We start from the raw sequence: 20,195 nt of genomic DNA, 5'->3' as shown, positions 1-20,195 counted from the left end.
CGGGTTTTACGAGCATGCTAGAAGAGCTGAACGCCAAAGAAAAATACAGTTTCAACAAACTGCAAAAGCGCCTGCGGCGCAACGTAGGTCAGGCCATTGCCGACTTCAACATGATTGAAGAGGGCGACAAGGTCATGGTCTGCCTCTCCGGCGGCAAGGACAGCTTCGGTATGCTCGACATACTGATGAGCCTCAAAGCCAGTGCCCCCATCCATTTCGATCTGGTTGCCGTCAACCTGGATCAGAAGCAGCCCGGCTTCCCCGAGCACGTGCTGCCCGAGTATCTTGACTCCCTCGGCATCGAGTACAAGATTGTCGAAGAGGATACCTACTCCATCGTCAAGGAGAAGGTGCCGGAAGGCAAAACCACCTGTTCTCTCTGCTCACGACTGCGCCGCGGTATTCTCTACCGCACCGCTCAGGAGCTGGGTTGCACCAAGATTGCCCTTGGCCACCACCGTGACGACATCCTCGAGACCCTGTTCCTCAACATGTTCTACGGTGGCAAGCTCAAGTCCATGCCGCCCAAACTGGTGAGCGACGATGGCAAGAACGTGGTGATCCGCCCGCTGGCCTACTGCAAAGAGAAGGACCTGATCCGCTACGCCGATGTCAAAGCCTTCCCCATCATTCCGTGCAACCTGTGTGGCTCGCAGGAGAATCTGCAGCGTCAGGCCATCAAGCAGATGATGCAGGATTGGGATCGCCGCTTCCCGGGTCGCATCGAGACCATGTTCACCGCCATTCAGGATGTGATCCCGAGCCACCTGCTCGACCACAAGCTGTTTGACTTCAAGAGCATCAACCGCGACTCCGGCATCATCGATGGTGGTGACAAGGCCTTTGATCCACCCGAGATGCCAAAAGCGCCGCTGCTGGACATCGACGAGATGGACATGCTGGATGTGATTGAAGTGCGCTAAACCGCGCTCACAGGGCAAACGCCACACAATAAAAAAGGAGCGATAATCGCTCCTTTTTTGCTTTCTTGATCTGCCTGTTACCAACGTGGCAGCGCCATCGGCATCAGCCCTTGTGCAACCAGGGGGTCAGTCGCAGCACCTCGCCCTGCAGACGCAAGGTACCGCCCGCAAATGCACTCAGCTGCGCATTGCTCAAGAGCAACTGGCCATGCTGCCACGTAACGGGCTCCTGTCGGGCCCCATCGACAAGGTAGGCAGTCCCCTGCGGCTCGACCAGCGCGATCCGGATCCCCTCCATCTTCGGCAAGAAGTACTTGCCGACCATGCCAGCCATCTTGTCCAGCAACTGCTGCATCTGCTGCTGACGCTTGGCAAGATCTGCCAGTGGCATGTCGGGAACGGCCGGTGCGTCGGCCATCACCTGCACCGTCATATCGCAGGTCGCGTGCGGCTCTTTCAGGGTGACCGCAACCACCGCCTTGTCGAGATTGAGGTCGTCATCGAACGGCAGCCGCAGCTCGCTGTCGATCGTCACCTCCCCCTTCACATCCTTGTCTTGCGTCGAGACCCGGGCAGAGTCGATCGCACAGCGCTTGCCATTTTGCGGATCGGTCAGATAAAACCCCAGTCTGGCATGGCCAAACTCGCCCTTGGCGAAGGTCTTCATCTGGCTGTAGAAGGCGCCATATTGCAGCTCCAGCACAGGTTGCTCAGCCATCGCCAGTGTCGGCAGCAGCAGGCTGGCCAGCAGGGTACGACGTACGGTAGAGATCACTCCATATCGACAGATCATTCAGCGTCCTTTTGCATCATGCATTGAAATGGTTGGGTCCTTCAGCCACCTCATTAACCTCTACCGCCACCCCGCAGAGATCCCGATAGAGGATCCCCTTGCAGTTGAAGTAGAGCGGTGCCACCCAGATAAGACCCAACCCCATCGGGATCAGGGCCACAAAGAAGAGCGCAGCCATCACGCCGTGAAACAGCACCAGGCTCGGCCAGCCGCGCAAGAAGATCTTGAGAGAGACCACAATGGCCTGCGGCGGCGTCATGCCGCGCTCCAGCACCAGCGGCACGGTAAAGAGCAGCCCCATGCCGATCAGTGCGGAAGGAATAAACGAAAACATCACCGGCAACCCAATCAGTTCGAACAGCGGGCCAAACAGACTGGTGAGCAGACTGCCGAGCAGACTCAGCATGCCAAGGCGCACAAAGTGGCGGAAGAAGTCGAACACCTGACTCGCCCGGGCGCGCACGCCGACCGACTGCTGTAAGCCGAGCATGTCGAGGGCACTGGTCATGGGGGCCATGATGACGGTGATCAGCAGGCTCAGGACCATCGCCACATTCATCTGGCTGTCATCGCCGATATAGGGCACCAGCACCATGTTGCTGAGCAGGATCCAGATCGCCGTGACGCCGACAATCGCCAGCAGCAGGCCAAATCCGGTACGGCGGGTCTGTTGCCACCCCTCTTGAATGACCCCTTTCAGGTCCAGGCGATAACCCTTGTTCAAAGATTGCTCGAGCGAGCCGCCAATACGCATTCTGTTACTCAATTGACTATCCAACATCGAAAACGACCAAATCAGGTGGCACATTATAGCGACTTGGCCTGCTATTCGTAGTCGTTTTTCCTGACCACTTGCGGCCAAAAAGCCTTTAATTTCATGGATTGGCTGCATAGAATGCGGCCCTCTTTCAACATGATGGCCACTGGCTGGGGTGAGACTGGCGGATGATGAACAATCCACAGGTAATTGTCGCGCTGAACAAGATCAGCAAACTTTATGACGGCAAGGCGATATTGAGCGACCTTGACCTTGAGATCTATGACGGTGAGTTTCTCACCCTGCTGGGCCCCTCCGGCTGCGGCAAGACCACCTTGCTGCGCCTGCTGGCCGGGCTCGAATCGGTCGACGGTGGCACCATCCATCTGGCCGGTGACGAGATCACCCATATCCCCGCCGAACACAGGCACATCAACACCGTGTTCCAGAGCTATGCGCTCTTCCCCCATATGACGGTGTTTGAAAACGTCGCCTTTGGCCTCGAGATGCAGAAAGTGCCGGCCAGCGAGATCCGCCAGCGGGTCGAGGAGACCCTCGCCATGGTGCAGCTCACCGAGCTGGCCAACCGCCGCCCGGATCAGCTCTCCGGCGGCCAGCAACAACGGGTCGCCATCGCCCGCGCCGTGGTCAACAAGCCCCGCCTGCTGCTGCTCGACGAATCCCTCTCGGCGCTCGACTACAAGCTGCGCAAGCAGATGCAGAGCGAGCTCAAGGCGCTGCAGCGTCGCCTTGGCATCACCTTTGTTTTCGTCACCCATGATCAGGAAGAGGCGCTCACCATGTCTGATCGCATTCTGGTGATGGAGGGCGGCAAGATCATCCAGCGCGGCACCCCGCGCGATATCTACGAATCGCCAGCCAATCTGTTCGTGGCCCGCTTTATCGGCGAGATCAATGTGATGGATGGCAAGCTGATCAGCCAGCGCGAGTCCGGTATCTGGCAGGCCGAGGTAGAGGGGCGTGAATGCCTGCTTCATACCACATTGCCGTTCCAGCCAGACGACAAGGTACTTGTGCTGCTGCGCCCGGAAGATCTGCGCATTCTCGATCAGGATGACGACCAGAGTGGTGCGCTGCGGGGCAACATCCGCGAGCGCAACTACAAGGGGGCGACGCTGGATTCGGTGATCGAGCTCGAAAGTGGCAAACAGCTGCTTATCTCCGAGTTCTTCGACGAGGATGACCCCGATTTTGACTACCGTCTGGGTCAGGAGGTGGCGATCCACTGGGTCGACAGCTGGGAGGTGGTGCTGCCCTATGAGCCTCACTAATCTGCGGGTAGCGCACAGCTTTGCCCACAACGGCTTTCGCAATACGGCCATCGCGCTGATCCTCGGCTGGCTGACGCTGTTCGTCTTCCTGCCCAACCTGATGATCATCGGCGTCAGCTTCCTGACCCGTGACGAGTCCGAGCTTATCGCGCCGATCTTTACCCTTAGCAACTATGGCCGCCTGCTGGACCCGCTCTATTTCGAGGTGCTGCTCCACTCCCTCTGGCTGGCGCTGCTCGCCACCGCCATCTGCCTGCTGGTGGGCTACCCCTTTGCCTGGCTGCTGGCCCATCTGCCAGCGCGTATCCGCCCACTGCTGCTGTTTCTGGTGGTGGTGCCGTTCTGGACCAACTCCCTGATCCGCACCTATGCGCTGAAAGTGCTGCTCGGCACCCGGGGGCTGATCAACGGCTGGCTGCTGGATCTGGGGCTTATCGAGCGGCCGCTGCAGATGATGTACACCGAGGTGGCCGTCATCATCGGACTGGTCTATGTACTGCTCCCCTTTATGGTGCTGCCGCTCTACTCCAGCATCGAGAAGCTGGATGGCCGTTTGCTGGAGGCGGCGCGAGACCTTGGCGCCAATGGCTGGCAGCGGCTGGTGCGGATCATTTTGCCCCTCACCCTGCCCGGCATCATCGCCGGTTGTCTGCTGGTGTTCCTGCCCGCCATGGGGATGTTCTACGTCTCCGACTTGCTGGGTGGCGCCAAGCACCTGCTGATCGGCAACCTGATCAAGACCCAGTTCCTCAACAGCCGTGACTGGCCCTTTGGCGCCGCCATCAGCGTGATGTTGACGGTGCTGATGGCGCTGTTGGTCTACTGCTACTGGCGGGCAGGCAAGCTGCTCAGCAAGAAGGGGGAGCTGGCATGATGCGCGCACTGAAAGCTCTGTTCCTGCTGCTGGTGTTTGGCTATCTCTATGTGCCCATCGGGGTGCTGATCGCCAACTCCTTCAACCTGTCGAAATATGGCATCGACTGGCGCGGCTTTACCCTTGGCTGGTATGAGAAGTTGTTTGCCAGCGCCAGCCTGATGCAGGCGGCCCAGCACTCCCTGACCATCGCCGCCCTCACCGCCACCGCAGCCACCCTGATCGGCACCCTCACCGCCGTGGCGTTGTTTCGCTACCGCTTTCGCGGCAAGCAGTACGTCAGCGGCATGCTGTTCGTGGTGATGATGTCCCCCGATATCGTGATGGCCATCTCCCTGCTGACCCTATTCGTGGTAACCGGCATTGCACTGGGCTTCTGGTCGCTGCTGATCGCCCACATCACCTTCTGCCTGCCGTTCGTGGTGATCACCGTCTACTCGCGGCTGTGCGGTTTTGATGTGCGGATGCTGGAAGCCGCGCGGGATCTGGGGGCTGGCGAGTGGATCATCCTGCGCCGCATCATACTGCCGCTGGCCCTGCCGGCGGTGATGGCGGGCTGGCTGCTCTCCTTTACCCTGTCGCTGGACGACGTGGTGGTGAGCTCCTTTGTGACCGGCCCGGCCTACGAGATCCTGCCGCTCAAGATCTACTCCATGGTCAAGGTGGGGGTCTCTCCCGAGGTCAATGCCCTGGCCACCCTGATGCTGGTCGCCTCCCTCGGGATGGTGCTGCTGGCACAACTGTTACTGCGTAAACGGCAGGGTTGACCCTGCCCGTTTCGTCCCCGCCACCTTTGGCGAACTCTGTCACGGTGGGCCGCAAGGCCCCATAACCCCAAGGAGTTGTTGATGACAATCCAACACAAGGCCGGCGCCCTGCTGGCAGCCGCCCTCACCCTCACCACCCCGCTGCTGAGCCAGAGCGCTCACGCGGCCGACGACAAGGTGGTCTACTTCTACAACTGGTCGGAATATGTGCCGGACGGCCTGCTGGAGCAGTTCCAAGAAGAGACCGGTATCAAGGTGATCTACTCCACCTACGAAGCCAACGAGACCCTCTACGCCAAGCTGAAAACCCATGGCGACGGCTATGACGTGGTGGTGCCCAGCACCTATTTCATCTCGAAAATGGCCAAAGAGGGAATGCTGCAGCCGCTGGATCGCGCCCAGCTGCCCAACTTCAAGCATCTCGACCCTACCCTGCTCAACCACGAGTACGACCCGGACAACCGCTACTCCATCCCCTATATCTGGGGTGCAACCGGGATCGGCACCAACACCGACATCATCGAGCAGCCGGTTACCAGCTGGAAGCAACTCTGGGCACCGGAGTGGAAAGAGAGCCTGCTGCTGATGGACGATGCCCGCGAGGTGTTCCATATCGCGCTGGTGCAGCTGGGCTACAGCCCCAACACCCGGGACAAGGCGCAAATTGCCGAAGCGTTCGAATACCTGAAAAAGCTGATGCCCAACGTCAAGGCGTTCAACTCCGACAACCCGGCCGACCCCTTTATCGCCGGTGAGGTCAATATCGGCATGCTGTGGAACGGCTCGGCCTACGGCGCCCAGCGCGAATACCCCTCCATCCAGATGACCTACCCCGAAGAAGGCGCCGTGCTCTGGATGGATAACCTCGCCATCCCGGCCAAGGCCAAGCATGTGAAAGAGGCCCACGCTCTGATCAACTTCCTGATGCGCCCCGATGTGGCCGCCAAGGTGGCCGAGGCGATTGGCTACCCCACCCCAGTCAAGGATGCCATTCCCCTGCTCACCCCGGCGTTTCGCAACAACCCCATGGTCTTCCCGAGCGACGAGATCAAGCGCAAGGGCGAGTTCCAGTCTGATGTGGGTGATGCCTCCCGCCTCTACGAGCAGTACTTCCTGCAGCTTAAAGCCATGGTGGCCAAGGCCGATTAATTCTGTGCTTTTTCATCGCCCCTCTGGGGTGTAGATTGGTTGAGGGGGCAAAATTTGCCCCCTCTCTTTTTTCATGACCGCTCGTGGTACTACGAGAAACACGTTTTTCACTTGTACCGCGGGTGGCCTGAGCCAATCAGGAGTATTCATGTCCGATCTGACCCTCTTCTTCGCCCCCGGCTCTTGCGCCATGGCTGTCCAAATCGCACTGCTGGAAACCGGCGCCCCGTTTACTGCCCGCCAGCTCAATCTGACTGCCGGTGAGCAGCGTTCGCCCGAATACCTTGCCATCAACCCCAAAGGGCGAGTCCCTGCCCTTGTCACCGAGCAGGGCACCCTGACCGAGACCCCAGCCCTGCTGCTCTATGTGGCGCAACGCTTCCCCGCAGCCAAGCTGGCGCCGCTGGACAATCCGTTCCTGCTGGCCCGCATGCAGGAGGTCAACAGCTTCCTCGCCTCCACCGTGCATGTCTCCCACGCCCACGGTCGCCGTGGCAGCCGCTGGGCCGATGACGAACAGGCCATTGCCGCCATGCAGCAGAAAGTTGCCAGCAATATGCGCGATGGCTTTGCCCAGATTGAGCAGCACTATCTGGCTGGCCCCTGGGTACTGGGTGAGCAGTTCAGCGTGGCGGACATCTATCTGTTCGTGGTCGCGGGCTGGCTGAAAAGCGATGGGGTCGAGATCAGTGAATTCCCCAAAGTGGCCGATCATTATCGCCGGATGCTGAGCCGTCCGGCCGTGAACAAAGCCCTCTCCAACTAAGTAAAAAATCAATAGAAAGGGTGCCGAGGCTCTGCTGGCACCCTTCTTTCTCTCTCCTCCCCCTCCTTTGAGATCGTTTTCACATTTCCGTGGTTTTGCCATGGCTCTTCCATCCTAAAAAGCCTATCTTTGCGCCATAACGCAACCGGTTGCGTAACCGGTTGCCTGATAAGAAACTGCGATGGCGAAAGCCTGATGAGGTGCTGTATGAAACGAGGCGTACTGCTCAATGCTCCCCTGAGTGCTCTGGTGGCACAGATGGGTCACACCGACGAGATCACCGTCTGCGATGCAGGCTTGCCCATTCCGGCAGGGCCGGAGCGGATCGATCTGGCGTTGATGGCGGGCACCCCCAGCCTCGAAACCGTGCTGACCGCCCTGCTCACCGATCTGGTGGTGGAGAAGGTGATCATGGCAAGCGAGATAAAGCAGATCAGTCCCGCCGCCCATCAGGCGCTGGTCGATCAGCTTGAGGCCCACGCCGCCGCCCAGGGCAAACCCATCGCCATCGAATACTGCCTGCACGAGGAGTTCAAGACCCGCTCCCGCCAGAGCAAGGCAATCGTGCGCAGCGGCGAGGTGACTCCCTACGCCAACCTGATCCTCTGCGCCGGTGTGGCGTTCTGAATCCTTCAAAGAAGGCCTCTTCAAGGAAGCTGCAAATGAGCACAACCTCCCCCCTCTCACCCATTCTGGAGCTGACCGGGATCGTCAAGACCTTCCCCGGTGTACGCGCCCTCGATGAAGCGGGTCTGCGGGTCTATCCGGGCCAGGTGATGGCCCTGCTCGGTGAAAATGGCGCCGGCAAATCCACCCTGATGAAGGTGCTGACCGGCATCTATCAGGCCGATACGGGCAGCGTCAGCTATCGCGGTCAACCGGTTCACTTCAAGGGGCCGCGCGACTCTCAGGATCAGGGGATCAGCATCATCCATCAGGAGCTGAACCTGCTGCCGGAGTTGTCGATTGCCGCCAACATCTTCCTCGGTCGCGAACCGCGCACCCGTTTTGGCAGCATCGACCACAAACAGCTGCGCGAGCGGGCGAGCGGCCTGCTGGCGCGACTTGGCGTCAAGCATGGGCCGGATACCCGACTCGGGGATCTCTCCATCGGCGAACAGCAGATGGTGGAGATCGCCAAGGCGCTGTCGTTCGATGCCAGTGTCATCATCATGGATGAACCGACCGATGCGCTGACCGATACCGAGACCGAGCAGCTGTTTGCGGTTATCCGCGAGCTGCGTGAGCAGGGTTGCGGCATCGTCTATATCTCCCACCGCCTCAAGGAGATCTTCGAGATCTGCGATCGGGTCACCGTACTGCGCGATGGCAAGTGGATCGGCGAGAAGGCGGTGAGCGATCTCGATGAAGACAAGATCATCGAGATGATGGTGGGCCGCCGGCTGGAAGAGCAGTACCCGCGCCTTGAGCGCGAGCTTGGCCCTGTCAGCCTGCAGGTGAAAGATCTGGCCGGTCCCGGCGTGCGCGGGGTGAGCTTCTCCCTGCGTCAGGGGGAAATTCTGGGCTTTAGCGGCCTGATGGGCTCCGGCCGTACCGAGCTGATGAAGCTTATCTACGGCGCCAGCCCCGTCAGCAGCGGCGAAATCACGGTCGATGGCCACGCGCTGGTGCCAACCAGTCCGGCCGATGGCCTGGCCGCTGGCATCGCCTATATCTCCGAAGATCGCAAAGGTGATGGGCTGGTGCTGGAGCTGTCGGTGCGCGAAAACATGAGTCTCTGCGCCCTCGACGAGTTCATCAGCAACGGCAAGATTGACGGCAAGGCCGAACGGCAGGCGGTGAGCGACTATGTGCGCCTGTTCAACATCAAGACCCCTAGTCAGGATCAGCTGATAAAGCTGCTCTCCGGCGGCAACCAGCAGAAGGTGGCCATCGCCAAGGGGCTGTTGACCCGGCCCAAGGTGCTGATCCTCGACGAGCCGACCCGCGGCGTCGACGTGGGGGCGAAAAAGGAAATTTATCAGCTGATCAACCAGTTCAAGAAGGAGGGGATGAGCATCATTCTGGTCTCCTCCGAGATGCCGGAAGTGCTCGGCATGAGCGATCGCATCATGGTGATGCACGAAGGGCGCATCAGCGCAGAGTTCAACACCCGCGATGCCAATCAGGAGAAGCTGATGGCGGCGGCAGTCGGTAAACAGTGGCAAGCAGAGCAAGAGGCAGCACAATGACAACCCAAACCCTTCCCCGCCGCGGCATCATGAACAAGGCCTGGTGGATCGAGAACAAATCCCTGGTCGCCCTGCTGGTGCTGATTGGTGTCGTCTCCGCGCTCAATCCCAACTTCTTCAGCGTCGACAACCTGCTCAACATCCTGCGCCAGACCTCGGTCAACGCCATCATGGCGGTCGGCATGACGCTGGTTATCCTCACCGCCGGTATCGATCTGTCGGTTGGCTCGGTGCTGGCCCTGTGCGGTGCGCTGGCGGCGACCATGGTAGCGATGGAGCTGCCCATCTGGCTGGTAGTCCCCCTCACCCTGGGTGCCGGCGCCCTGCTTGGCGGCGTCAGCGGCCTCATCATTGCCAAGGGCAAGGTGCAGGCGTTTATCGCGACGCTGGTTACCATGACCGCTCTGCGCGGCATCACCATGGTCTATACCGAGGGTCGCCCCATCTCCACCGGTTTCAGTGATGGCGCCGATCACTTCGCCTGGCTGGGTACCGGCTATCTGCTCGGTCTGCCGGTGCCCATCTGGCTGATGGCCATCGTCTTCCTGCTCGCCTGGTTCATGCTCAACCACACCCGTCTCGGTCGCTACATCTATGCCCTGGGCGGTAACGAGTCTGCTACCCGTCTCTCCGGCATCAATGTGGATCGGGTGAAGCTGGCGGTGTATGGTCTGTGCGGTGCGCTCTCGGCGCTGGCGGGTCTTATCGTCACCTCCCGTCTCTCCTCAGCCCAGCCGACGGCAGGTATGGGTTACGAGCTGGACGCCATCGCCGCCGTCGTGCTGGGTGGTACCAGCCTGATGGGGGGCAAGGGCCGCATCATGGGCACCCTGATTGGTGCGCTGATCATCGGCTTCCTGAACAACGCCCTCAACCTGCTCGATGTCAGCTCCTATTACCAGATGATCGCCAAGGCCAGCGTGATCTTGCTTGCCGTGATGGTCGACAACAAAAGTACCCGATAACAACGTAAAACACGCCACACACAAGGAATGAAATGATGAAAAAGCTCAATACCCTGCTCGCTGCCGCCATCATGTCCGTGCTGGGCACCGCCCAGGCTGCTGACCATACCCTGGCGATGGTGGTCTCCACCCTCAACAACCCCTTCTTCGTCACCATGAAGGAGGGTGCCGAAGCCAAGGCCAAGGAGCTTGGCTACGAGCTGGTGGTGCTGGACTCCCAGAATGACCCGGCCAAAGAGCTCTCCAACATGGAAGATCTCACCGTGCGCAAGGTCAACGCCATCCTGATCAACCCGACCGACTCCGAAGCGGTGGGCAACGCCATCCGTCTGGCCAACCGCGCCAACATTCCTGTACTGACTCTGGACCGCGGCGCCGCGCAGGGTGAGGTCAAGGCCCATATCGCCTCCGACAACGTGGCGGGCGGCAAGCTGGCCGGTGACTTCATCACCGAAAAACTGGGTACCGGTGCCAAGGTCATTCAGCTGGAAGGGATTGCCGGCACCTCCGCCGCCCGTGACCGTGGCGAAGGTTTTGCCCTGGCCGTGGCAGCCAACAAGCTGCAGGTACTGGCTTCCCAGCCGGCCGACTTTGACCGCACCAAGGGTCTGAACGTCATGGAAAACCTGCTGGCGGCCCATCCGACCGTACAGGCCGTGTTCGCCCAGAACGACGAGATGGCGCTGGGTGCTATCCGCGCGGTGCAGGCTGCCGGTAAAGAGGTGATGATCGTCGGTTTCGACGGCACTGACGATGGCAAAGCCGCCGTTGCCAAGGGTAAACTGGCCGCCACCGTGGCCCAGCAACCGGCCCTGATCGGTGCCATCGGCGTCGAGACTGCCGACAAGGTGCTGAAAGGTCAGCCGGTCGAGAAATCCATTCCGGTACCGCTGCAAGTAGTCAGCAAGTAAGTGCTCGAGGGGAGGTTCGCCTCCCCTTTTCCCTCTCGTTCAGGTGCCTCTCGGCTTGTGCTCACTCAATCACTGTGTTCAAGCCAAGATGCATCAGGAGTAGTCAACATGAATCGTCTCGTCGTTCTGGGCAGTGTCAATGCAGACCACGTGCTGCGCGTTCCCCACTTTCCTCGCCCGGGTGAAACCCTGACCGGCCACAGCTATCAGGTGGTGCCCGGTGGCAAGGGGGCTAATCAGGCAGTCGCTGCCGCCCGCCTTGGCGCCCCCGTCTCCTTTATCGCCCGCATCGGTGATGACGCCATCGGCCACCAGATGAAGAGCGGTTTTGCCAAAGACGGTATTGACGTGAGCGCCGTCGAGCTCGATCCCAAGCTCCCGACCGGGATCGCCATCATCTATGTGAGCGATGAGGGGGAGAACAGCATAGGTATCTCCGCAGAGGCGAACGGTGCCATCACCCCTGCCGTGGTGAAAAACCACGAAGCGATGATCGCCGACGCCCATACCCTGCTGTTGCAGCTGGAAGTGCCGCTGGAGAGCGTCCACGAAGCTGCACGTCTGGCCCGCGCCCACGGCACCCGGGTGGTGCTCAACCCCGCCCCTGCCCGTCCGCTCTCAAGCGAACTGCTGGCGCTGGTCGACCTTATCACCCCCAACCAGACCGAGGCCGAGCTGTTGACCGGCGTCAAAGTCACCGACGAAGCCAGCGCCCGCGAGGCGGCTGCCCGTTTCCACCAGATGGGGATTGCGGACGTGATGATCACCCTGGGGTCGCAGGGGGTCTATTGCAGCAACGCACAGCAGCAACAGCTGATCCCGGGCTTTCGGGTCAAGGCGGTGGATACCACTGCCGCGGGCGATACCTTCAACGGCGCCCTGCTGGCGGCGGAACTGGCCGGTGCCGATTTCCACAGCGCGGTGCGCTTTGCCCACGGGGCTGCGGCGCTCTCCGTCACCCGATTCGGCGCCCAGAGTTCCATCCCGAGCAAGCAGGAGGTCGACACCTTCCTGCTTGAGCAGACTGCGCAGGGGCACTGATGGCCAATATCAAGGAGGTGGCAGCGCTGGCGGGGGTCTCCACCACCACCGTCTCCCATGTCATCAACGAGACCCGCTTTGTGGCCGAGGAGACCCGTGAGCGGGTCTTTGCGGCCATGCGTGAGCTCAACTATGCCCCGAGCTTGGTGGCCCGCAGCCTCAAGGTTAAGGAGACCAACAGTATCGGCATGCTGGTCACCACCTCCAGCAACCCCTTCTTTGCCGAGGTAGTGCGCGGGGTGGAGCGTTACTGCTTCGAGCAGGGCTACAACCTGATGCTGGGCAACACTGAAGGTCAGGCGGAAACCGCCCTCTCCTACCTCAAGATGATGCTGCGCAAGCGGGTCGATGGCCTGCTCATAATGTGTAGCGAAGGCCAACAAGAGGTGTTCAACCAGCTCGACTGGCTCAAGAGCCTGCCGGTGGTGGTGATGGATTGGGGGCTGGTCAGCGAAGATGTGGATCTTATCGCCGACAACTCCTTCCATGGCGGTTATCTCGCAACCCGCCACCTGATTGAGCTCGGCCACACCGCCATCGGTTGCATCACTGGCCCCCACAGCCGCGCCCCCGCCAACCAGCGGCAGGCAGGCTTTGAGCAGGCGCTGCAGGAGGCCGGGCTCACTGTCAATCCCAACTGGATTCAGGAGGGGGACTTTGACTGTGCCAGCGGCCATCAGGCGATGACCCGTCTGCTGGCATTGCCCGAGCGCCCCACCGCCCTCTTTGTCTGCAACGACATGATGGCGATGGGGGCTATCAGTGCCGCCCATCAGGCGGGGCTGGTGATCCCGCGCGACCTCTCCATTGTCGGCTACGACAATGTGGCGCTGGCTGAATTTATGTCGCCGCCACTCACTACCGTCAACCAGCCCAAAGAGGAGCTGGGGCGCCTCGCCGTCACCCGCCTGCTGGCCCGCATAAACGGCGAAGCTGTGGCTGACCACCTGATCACGGTTGACCCTGACCTGGTGATCAGGCAATCCTGCGCCCCCTGGCCACCGGCGCAGTAACAGGCTCGATAGCAGCAACAAAAAGGCGACTCATAGTCGCCTTGTCTCTTTGCCGCCGCCTCTAGCGGTCGCGCATCTCCATCCAGTTGTGCCCCTCGATCTGTCTGGGCTGATGGATGCCACACACTTCAAGCAACTCATCCACGTAGGCCGGCACCAGCAGGGAGGCTGGCCCGTAGCGTTTTTCATCAAACTGGCTGCCCACCTCGCTCGGCTCGAGATTGAGCTCTATGGTGTGAGCACCATTCAACCCCGCCTCGTGCACAAAACCGGCCGCCGGATAGACAGCCCCCGAGGTGCCGATGGAGATAAAGAGATCGCACTGAGCCAGCGCACTATAGATGCGATCAAGCCCGATCGGCATCTCGCCAAACCAGACCACGTGGGGGCGCAGCGGCTGGGGAAACTGACAGCAGGAGCAGAGCTCCTCCTGATGAAGCTCGCCACGCCACTCGATCACCTGACCGGACTCGGGACAGCGGGCCTTGAGCAGTTCGCCATGCATGTGGATAAGGTTCTTGCTCCCTGCACTCTCGTGCAGGTTGTCGATATTCTGGGTCACCAGGGTCACGGTGCCGGGAAAAAGACGCTCGAGGCGAGCCAGCGCATAGTGGGCGGGATTGGGGTGTACCTGGGGTTGCTGGAGCTGTTTGCGGCGAGAGTTGTAAAAGCGCTGCACCAGTTCCGGATCTCTGGCATACCCTTCCGGCGTTGCCACATCCTCGACGCGGTGCTCCTCCCACAAACCGTCGCAGGCGCGGAAGGTCTTGATCCCCGACTCGGCAGAGATCCCCGCTCCGGTGAGGATCACGATATTTTTGATTGTCTGCCCCATAACATGCTCCGTCTCTCCCTGCGCATTAGGTGTGACCTTAGCACATGGTAAAAAGTGGCTCTATTCGCCCTTGGTCTTAGTAATGGCGTGGACAACCTCTGCTGGCAGCCACTCGTCCAGCACGCTCAAATCGAGGCGAGCGAAGACCATCTCGCGACCGGTCACCAGAGTCAGCGGCAGCCCCAACCGCTTGAGCATCAGCAACATGGGGCGATTCTGGGCCAGCACTTCGGCCGTCCACTCGGCAATCCCCCCAGCTCTGGCCAGCAGCGCCAATGCCAGCAAGATCCGCCGCCCCGCCCCGCGATGCTGAAAGTGATCCGCCACGATACAGGAAAACTCAGCCCGATCAGGATGAAGGCGGCGACGAATGGATTGGGCCTGTGCCAGCGGACGTCCCGCCATATCCGTCAGCAACAGGGCAATCTGCTGCTCCGGGTTGTAGTCGAGAAAGTGTGATACCAGCTCTGGCGAGGGGGTTCTCTTTGCCCGCATGAAGCGCAGATAGATGCTCTGGGCGCTGAGATCCTCATAGGCGGCCAGCATCTGCGCCGGCTCGACCCCGAGCTGCTCGCGCAGCAGACAGGCTTCCCCGGAGAGATTCATCTCAATCGGCAGGGCCGAGCGGGCCACCGGATAAGGCCACCCCTCCAGCCCTTTGGCCAGACGCTCCCGCTGCATGGGCCAGCAGAGATAGCGGGGCATGGGCTACCAGCGCCCCACGATACCGCGCTCTTGCCACATCTCGACATCAAGCAGGTTGTAGGGGTCATCCAGATAGATGTCGACTCCGAGTTCCCGCACCCGCGCCATAAATCGGCCAAGCAGCGAATCGGCGCTCAACGACTCGATATCGGAGAGCATCCCCTGCCCCAGCAGCAAGGATTGCAGCGGCAGCCGCTCCAGCAGATCGAACGGCAGATGCTGGTTGTTGTCGAGCAGTAGCGCCAGCTTGCTCCCCGCCAGACTGGCCTGCAGCACCAGCGCAAAACGATCCGGATTGCTGAGCAGGTGATCACGGCGATGGATAAGCAGCGTCAGCTCGGACGGGGTTCGCGACTGCTCCGCCAGCCACTCCTTGAGCCGCTCCCAACGAGGGGGCAAGCCGCTCACGGCCAGCCAGATCGGTGCTGAAGTGGTGGGGCTAGAGAGCAGGCCGAGTTGTCCCAGTACCTGACCCTGCCAGGTCGTGATGGTGCGGCGCTGGCCGCTCAGTCGGCGCTGGCGCAGCGGGCCAAGATAGAGACCACGCAGCAACCTGAGCAGTTCATCGCAATCGAGCGGTTTGGCCAGCGCAGCCAGAATATTGAAGCCGGCATCGTGCAGCAGGCGACGAGCACCATCGATCAGGGTCTGCTCATGGGCGGAGAGCAAAATGATCGGCAGCCCGTCTGACTGCAACTGTGGCTGGCCCATCAGCAGGCTGATGGCATCCTGATCCACCAGGCTGAGATCGCAGATGAGCAGACGAGTGCTCCCCTCACCCAGCGCCGCAAGGCAGGCTTGCTCATCCTGCACCCAGTGACAGGTCAGCCCCAGTCCGGCGATGGTTTGCTGCAACTGCATCCCCTGAAACGGGTGATCTTCCAGCAGCAGGATCCGGCTGGCAGCAAGCCAGTTGCTCCACGCCTGATAGCTTGATAGCAAACCTCCCTGCCAATCCTCTTCGATGGCGTAGATACCGTTATGCAACTGGAGCTGAGGAAAGTAATCCGCCGTACGGTGCGAGTCGGGATCATAGAGCGCGATGGCTCCTGCCGAGAAGAGCCCCTCCCACTGCCAGCAGGCATCAGGCTGGGTGCGGTGCAGCGCCACATAATTTGGCAGCGTCGCCTGCTTGGCCATCTCGTAAGAGGCGCAATCGAGAGCATAGAGCGCAATAGGACGAAAACCGGCCAACCCGGGATCTTCCGAGTTAAGCAGCGCCAGCAGTTCTTCATCAGTGATGATCATCTTCAGCCCTCTTGGTCAAATGCTGGCTGACCCCATCCAGCGCCCGGGTTAACCTGACAGCCAATTCGCTGTGCTTCGATTGCTGCCACTCGTCAATGACAGTGACGATGGCGGTTGCTCCTACCATTCTGGCGGCCCCTTTCAATTTGTGTAAAGCGGCATTAACCCCTTGCTCATCCTTATTTGCCAGACACTGCTCCAGAGCCGCCAGATCGGCTCTGGTTGTATCCAGATAGAGCTGTGCCAGCTCTTTTGAGAGCAGCGATGAAGCAGCTGCAGGCTCGGCAATCCTTCCCTCTTTCTTGCCAAGCTGGTGCAGCATGGCGGCCAGCTCCCTTAACGCGACAGGCTTGTCGAGATGCCCGTTGCAACCGCACGATTGCAGCTCGATAGCCGCCTGTTCACTGAGATCTGCAGTAATCACATAGGCAGGCAGATTGCGCCAGCAAGGCGAGCCACGCAGCATGCGGCAGAGATCGGCGCCATTCATAACCGGCATCTGCAGATCGGTCAACACCAGATCCACCTCGTGATCGGCCAGTACATCGAGTGCCAGCTGGCCATTGGCAGCGGTCAGTACCTCGGCCCCCAGCTGTCCCAGCTGCAGCTTGATCAGCTCCCGATTGACATCGTGATCTTCTACCAGCAGCACCCGCATACCAAGACCGGGGCGGGTTGCCGAAGAGGGCTCTGCGGCATCCAGCCTGGGTTGCAACAGATTGATGACGGTTCCGGGCACCCAGGGTTCCCCCTGCCACTCCCAGTAATAGAATCCCTTCTCATCGACCTGAGCCTGCAACCTGCGGTTTGCCGTGCCAGATACCTCAACCCCGAATCTTGCCAACCAGGGAGCAAGTTGCTTCACCTCATCGGGAGGCAGTGAGAGCGCCAGCTCTCGCACCTTGGGCTGCCAATGATGCGCCTGTTTGAGCAGTTTGAGCGGCAACTCGCAGAAGAAGCGGCTGCCGCCTCCCGCTCTGGGTTCGACATCTATGAGCCCCCCCATCTGCTCGATAAGCTGCTTGCAGATGGCAAGCCCGAGGCCGGTCCCCGGCGCCCTCAGCTGCCCCGCCACCGCGAACTGTTCAAACGGCATGAAGAGGGTTGGTCTCATCTCGTCGGTAATACCCGGCCCCTGATCGTCCACGCCAAAACGCAGGGTCGAGCCCATACTCTCGGCCCACAGCACCACCTCGCCACGGTGACTGAACTTGATGGCATTGGAGAGCAGGTTGTGCAGAACCTGCTGGATACGATGGGGATCGAGGGTCTGCAAGGCGGGCATCGCCGGATCAAGCTGCAAACGCAATTGCAGCTGCTTGGCTCTGGCCTTGGTCCAGTGCACCGCCGCCACGTGTTCGCACAGCTCGGTGAAATCGGTCGGCTGGGGCGAGAGCGACAATTTGCTGTTCTCATTGCGGCTGAAATCGAGCACGTCGTTGAGCAGGCCGAGCAACTCGTCCCCGGCCTGACGGATCCGTGCCAGCGCAGAGCCCTGCTCCTGGGAGAGCGGGGTGCTGGCGAGCCACTCCAGCAGGCCGAGAATGGCGTTCATCGGAGTGCGGATCTCGTGGCTGATGGCCGCCAGAAAACGTCCCTTGGCCTGCACCGCCTGCTGTGCCTCTTCATGCGAGAGTTGCAGAGCCTGCTCCTGTTCAACCCGCGCCGTCACATCCTGCATCACCGCATAGATGCGCCACCCTTGCGGCTGGCTGCGACCACGCCCGGAGAGCTGCAACCAGCGCAGACCCTGCTCGGGATGGTGATAGCGCAGGGTACAGACGAAGGGCTTGCCCTCATGCAGCATGGCGAACATGGTACTGCGCGCCAGTTGCAAATCTTCGCGCTCCAGCAGGTCAAGCACCCGAGCCGGTTCACGGCGGATCTGCTGGCTGGCCAGCCCCAACAACTCGTAACAGCCACGGCTGATGAACTCGATGGTGCCCACGTTCTCCTGAACCAGAAGGAATTGCAGCACCACCCCGGGCACGGTATTGGTCAAAGCACGCAGCCGTCGCTCAGCCTGACGCAGGATGCGGGCCTGCTGGCGCAGGGCGCTGATATCGGACAAGGCGATAAGATCGGTTGCTGGCGCCTGCTTCTCCAGCCGCAGCGGATGCTGCACATAGGCAAACACCTGCTCGCCAAGGCTCAACTCCCCTTCGCTCTTTTGTGATTGCACCTCGGGCAACAGCAGTTCCGTGCCGTAACGCAGTGAAAGCCGGTGCCCCTGCTTGTTGGATTTGATCACCCTTCCCTGTTCATTACGCAAATAGACGGGAACAGGAAGGGCCTGAAACATGGTTTCGCGCAGCTCACTTTCGATCGCCAGCGCTTTTTCAGCCGCCTGCCGCTGGGCGACCTCGCGGGCCAGCTGCTGGCGCGAACGCCAGATCACCCCGATCACGATACCACTGATCAGCAGCGCCAGCGCGATGGAGCCAAACCAGGCACCATAACTGACTCCGGATTGCTGCATCACCACCAGACGGCGCCAACGCTGGTTAAGTTCGTCGATCTGGGTATTGGTCAGAGCCATCAGGTTTCTGTCTATCACGCCGGCCAGCTCGGTCTGATCCTTGCGAATGGCAAAGCCGAGTCCGAATCTATCATCCAGCTCCTTGATCTGAAGCCCTTCCAGCAGATGGGTGCGCTGCGGATATTGCAACTGGTACAGCTCGCTCAGCATGGCGTCAGCCTTGCCTTGCTGCAGCAACGTGATGCCCTGGCTCAGGTCATCGGTGCGGACCCATTCCTGATCACCCAGCTGTGCCAGCAGAGAGGGATCGTAGAGCGATTCCGGCACCAGGATCCGCTGTTTGCCCAGCTGGGAGAATTTGTCTGCGCTGATGGCGTGCTTGCTGATCAGAGCAAAACGGTTGATGGAGATCATCCGGCTAAAAGTAAAGTCATCGGCAAGCTCGGGAGACTCCGGCAAACCGGCCATCATGTCGGCCTCACCGCTGCGCAGCTTCTCTATCGCCTCGGCCTTGGTAGCTGCCGGTACCAGCATATATTTGAGGCCACTCTCCTGAGTTACCCAATTCAGGATATCTGCGCTCCACCCTTTTGCTTCGCCCTGATCGTTGATGCCACTGTAGGGCATCAGCTGCGGGTTCATCACCAGACGCACAACCCGCCTTCTGCCAGAAAGCCAGGCCTGTTCGGCGTCATTGAAATGGAGCCGGTTGATATAGAGCGCCCCCTGATCCATGTAGCGGCTCAGGTCGGTATAGAGGGTACCAGCGGGCATATAACGAATAAGCGTATCGACAAACTTGGCCAGCTCGGGATCGTTGCGCATCATCAGGCGATAGCTGACCACCCGCTCATCACCCAGCAGACGGCGCAGACGCAAGCCATCGGCAGGATATTCGCGCATCAGGTAGCGCAGCTGGAGATAGTCCCCCAGATAGGCGGAGTTCTTCTCCCCCTCAAGAGCTGAGTAGATACTCTCCCCTCTCCTCAGGGTTCTAAGCTCAGCCCCCGGATGCAATTCACGCAAAATTGCGCGGGTATCCGTGGCGGAAGAGACCAGAAACGTTGCCTGACGAAGATCGCCCCGATAGAGAATGGCGGCGTCCGTCTCCATCATGGGACGGCTTACCAGCAGGCCGGTCTCCTCTCTACCCAGGGTGCCGATATGGGGGATAATGTCGCATGCACCACGCTGCAAGGCGGCGCGGGCAGCCTGCCAGTCGGCCATCTCGGAGAGCTTCAATGGCACAGGCAACATATCGGCAAGACGGAGCAGGCGATCTTTTAGCAAGCCACCATCAGGGGTGACATAAGGCGGGGGAAGTGCTGCCGGGTAGCACACCTTGAGCTCTTTGATGGAGCGAAGGTAAGCCTGGGTTGCCGGATCGAGGGGAAGCATCATGGCCTGCAGTGGCATGGCCAGCATGGCTCCCAGCAATAATAGAGATTTTTTTATCATCGATAAGTAAAAGCCAGGCATTTGCCT

Annotated in this window: 18 protein-coding genes; 12 read left to right on the top strand and 6 right to left on the bottom strand. The window is 60.4% G+C overall.

The window, feature by feature from the left end:
• Positions 1-14 precede the first annotated feature (14 nt).
• Positions 15-923 carry a tRNA 2-thiocytidine(32) synthetase TtcA gene (gene ttcA, locus NOM67_RS03075; protein WP_005336634.1) on the top strand — a complete coding sequence of 303 codons (909 nt, stop codon included), beginning with the start codon at positions 15-17 and terminating at the stop codon, positions 921-923.
• A gap of 103 nt (positions 924-1,026) precedes the next feature.
• On the opposite strand, the gene NOM67_RS03070 is transcribed toward ttcA, so the two are convergent.
• Both NOM67_RS03070 and NOM67_RS03065 read right to left on the bottom strand, forming a co-directional pair.
• Positions 1,027-1,716 carry a DUF2987 domain-containing protein gene (locus NOM67_RS03070; RefSeq protein WP_156852802.1) on the bottom strand — a complete coding sequence of 230 codons (690 nt, stop codon included), beginning with the start codon at positions 1,714-1,716 and terminating at the stop codon, positions 1,027-1,029.
• Between the two features lie 16 nt (positions 1,717-1,732).
• Entirely contained in the window at positions 1,733-2,470 is a 738-nt protein-coding gene (locus tag NOM67_RS03065; protein ID WP_043850773.1) for a hypothetical protein, read from the bottom strand.
• Between the two features lie 191 nt (positions 2,471-2,661).
• Between NOM67_RS03065 and potA the strand changes: the two genes are divergently transcribed.
• From potA to NOM67_RS03010, 11 genes are all read left to right on the top strand, one after another.
• The gene (gene potA / locus NOM67_RS03060) at positions 2,662-3,765 is read left to right on the top strand and encodes a spermidine/putrescine ABC transporter ATP-binding protein PotA (protein WP_201913531.1); all 1,104 of its coding nucleotides are present in this window, start codon (positions 2,662-2,664) and stop codon (positions 3,763-3,765) included.
• Complete coding sequence (potB, locus tag NOM67_RS03055) at positions 3,752-4,639, top strand: spermidine/putrescine ABC transporter permease PotB (protein ID WP_255933747.1); 888 nt, start codon at positions 3,752-3,754, stop codon at positions 4,637-4,639. Before potA ends, potB begins: the two co-directional genes overlap by 14 nt.
• On the top strand, positions 4,636-5,406 hold the full coding sequence (gene potC / locus NOM67_RS03050; RefSeq protein ID WP_005336644.1) for a spermidine/putrescine ABC transporter permease PotC: 771 nt from the start codon (positions 4,636-4,638) through the stop codon (positions 5,404-5,406). The genes potB and potC overlap by 4 nt, the downstream gene beginning before the upstream one ends.
• Positions 5,407-5,487: 81 nt before the next feature.
• Entirely contained in the window at positions 5,488-6,555 is a 1,068-nt protein-coding gene (locus NOM67_RS03045; protein WP_255933738.1) for an extracellular solute-binding protein, read from the top strand.
• Positions 6,556-6,703: 148 nt separating this feature from the next.
• Entirely contained in the window at positions 6,704-7,321 is a 618-nt protein-coding gene (locus NOM67_RS03040) for a glutathione S-transferase family protein (RefSeq protein WP_104014838.1), read from the top strand.
• 207 nt (positions 7,322-7,528) lie between these two features.
• Entirely contained in the window at positions 7,529-7,948 is a 420-nt protein-coding gene (gene rbsD, locus NOM67_RS03035) for a D-ribose pyranase (RefSeq protein WP_058052594.1), read from the top strand.
• Between the two features lie 35 nt (positions 7,949-7,983).
• On the top strand, positions 7,984-9,513 hold the full coding sequence (gene rbsA / locus NOM67_RS03030) for a ribose ABC transporter ATP-binding protein RbsA (RefSeq protein ID WP_203119145.1): 1,530 nt from the start codon (positions 7,984-7,986) through the stop codon (positions 9,511-9,513).
• On the top strand, positions 9,510-10,478 hold the full coding sequence (gene rbsC, locus NOM67_RS03025; protein WP_041207818.1) for a ribose ABC transporter permease: 969 nt from the start codon (positions 9,510-9,512) through the stop codon (positions 10,476-10,478). Before rbsA ends, rbsC begins: the two co-directional genes overlap by 4 nt.
• Before the next feature lie 35 nt (positions 10,479-10,513).
• Positions 10,514-11,389 carry a ribose ABC transporter substrate-binding protein RbsB gene (gene rbsB / locus NOM67_RS03020; RefSeq protein ID WP_041207819.1) on the top strand — a complete coding sequence of 292 codons (876 nt, stop codon included), beginning with the start codon at positions 10,514-10,516 and terminating at the stop codon, positions 11,387-11,389.
• A 108-nt stretch (positions 11,390-11,497) separates the two neighbouring features.
• Positions 11,498-12,430 (top strand): ribokinase, encoded by a 933-nt coding sequence (gene rbsK, locus NOM67_RS03015; RefSeq protein ID WP_043820134.1) that lies wholly within the window; start codon positions 11,498-11,500, stop codon positions 12,428-12,430.
• Positions 12,430-13,443, top strand: a complete 1,014-nt coding sequence (locus NOM67_RS03010) for a substrate-binding domain-containing protein (protein ID WP_255933729.1) — start codon at positions 12,430-12,432, stop codon at positions 13,441-13,443. The genes rbsK and NOM67_RS03010 overlap by 1 nt, the downstream gene beginning before the upstream one ends.
• Positions 13,444-13,504: 61 nt before the next feature.
• Here the strand turns inward: NOM67_RS03010 and cobB are convergent, their stop codons facing one another.
• The 4 genes from cobB to NOM67_RS02990 are packed head-to-tail and all read right to left on the bottom strand — an operon-like array spanning position 13,505 to position 20,189.
• Positions 13,505-14,278 carry a Sir2 family NAD+-dependent deacetylase gene (gene cobB, locus NOM67_RS03005; RefSeq protein WP_156852812.1) on the bottom strand — a complete coding sequence of 258 codons (774 nt, stop codon included), beginning with the start codon at positions 14,276-14,278 and terminating at the stop codon, positions 13,505-13,507.
• A gap of 60 nt (positions 14,279-14,338) precedes the next feature.
• Complete coding sequence (locus tag NOM67_RS03000) at positions 14,339-14,983, bottom strand: GNAT family N-acetyltransferase (RefSeq protein ID WP_156852813.1); 645 nt, start codon at positions 14,981-14,983, stop codon at positions 14,339-14,341.
• Positions 14,984-14,986: 3 nt separating this feature from the next.
• Positions 14,987-16,231 carry a response regulator gene (locus NOM67_RS02995; protein WP_156852814.1) on the bottom strand — a complete coding sequence of 415 codons (1,245 nt, stop codon included), beginning with the start codon at positions 16,229-16,231 and terminating at the stop codon, positions 14,987-14,989.
• Positions 16,218-20,189, bottom strand: coding sequence for a transporter substrate-binding domain-containing protein (locus NOM67_RS02990; RefSeq protein WP_255933725.1), 3,972 nt, complete (start codon positions 20,187-20,189; stop codon positions 16,218-16,220). The genes NOM67_RS02995 and NOM67_RS02990 overlap by 14 nt, the downstream gene beginning before the upstream one ends.
• Positions 20,190-20,195 lie beyond the last annotated feature (6 nt).

The sequence above is a fragment of the Aeromonas sp. SG16 genome (assembly GCF_024436135.1).
GTDB lineage: Bacteria > Pseudomonadota > Gammaproteobacteria > Enterobacterales > Aeromonadaceae > Aeromonas > Aeromonas jandaei.
This window is presented reverse-complemented; position numbering and strand designations above follow the sequence as displayed.

Bases quoted from the DNA above. Each gene is read 5' to 3' on its own strand.
- ttcA (WP_005336634.1), top strand. From the start codon at position 15: ATGCTAGAAGAGCTGAACGCCAAAGAAAAATACAGTTTCAACAAACTG.
- NOM67_RS03070 (WP_156852802.1), bottom strand. From the start codon at position 1,716: ATGATCTGTCGATATGGAGTGATCTCTACCGTACGTCGTACCCTGCTG.
- NOM67_RS03065 (WP_043850773.1), bottom strand. From the start codon at position 2,470: ATGCGTATTGGCGGCTCGCTCGAGCAATCTTTGAACAAGGGTTATCGC.
- potA (WP_201913531.1), top strand. From the start codon at position 2,662: ATGATGAACAATCCACAGGTAATTGTCGCGCTGAACAAGATCAGCAAA.
- potB (WP_255933747.1), top strand. From the start codon at position 3,752: ATGAGCCTCACTAATCTGCGGGTAGCGCACAGCTTTGCCCACAACGGC.
- potC (WP_005336644.1), top strand. From the start codon at position 4,636: ATGATGCGCGCACTGAAAGCTCTGTTCCTGCTGCTGGTGTTTGGCTAT.
- NOM67_RS03045 (WP_255933738.1), top strand. From the start codon at position 5,488: ATGACAATCCAACACAAGGCCGGCGCCCTGCTGGCAGCCGCCCTCACC.
- NOM67_RS03040 (WP_104014838.1), top strand. From the start codon at position 6,704: ATGTCCGATCTGACCCTCTTCTTCGCCCCCGGCTCTTGCGCCATGGCT.
- rbsD (WP_058052594.1), top strand. From the start codon at position 7,529: ATGAAACGAGGCGTACTGCTCAATGCTCCCCTGAGTGCTCTGGTGGCA.
- rbsA (WP_203119145.1), top strand. From the start codon at position 7,984: ATGAGCACAACCTCCCCCCTCTCACCCATTCTGGAGCTGACCGGGATC.
- rbsC (WP_041207818.1), top strand. From the start codon at position 9,510: ATGACAACCCAAACCCTTCCCCGCCGCGGCATCATGAACAAGGCCTGG.
- rbsB (WP_041207819.1), top strand. From the start codon at position 10,514: ATGAAAAAGCTCAATACCCTGCTCGCTGCCGCCATCATGTCCGTGCTG.
- rbsK (WP_043820134.1), top strand. From the start codon at position 11,498: ATGAATCGTCTCGTCGTTCTGGGCAGTGTCAATGCAGACCACGTGCTG.
- NOM67_RS03010 (WP_255933729.1), top strand. From the start codon at position 12,430: ATGGCCAATATCAAGGAGGTGGCAGCGCTGGCGGGGGTCTCCACCACC.
- cobB (WP_156852812.1), bottom strand. From the start codon at position 14,278: ATGGGGCAGACAATCAAAAATATCGTGATCCTCACCGGAGCGGGGATC.
- NOM67_RS03000 (WP_156852813.1), bottom strand. From the start codon at position 14,983: ATGCCCCGCTATCTCTGCTGGCCCATGCAGCGGGAGCGTCTGGCCAAA.
- NOM67_RS02995 (WP_156852814.1), bottom strand. From the start codon at position 16,231: ATGATCATCACTGATGAAGAACTGCTGGCGCTGCTTAACTCGGAAGAT.
- NOM67_RS02990 (WP_255933725.1), bottom strand. From the start codon at position 20,189: ATGCCTGGCTTTTACTTATCGATGATAAAAAAATCTCTATTATTGCTG.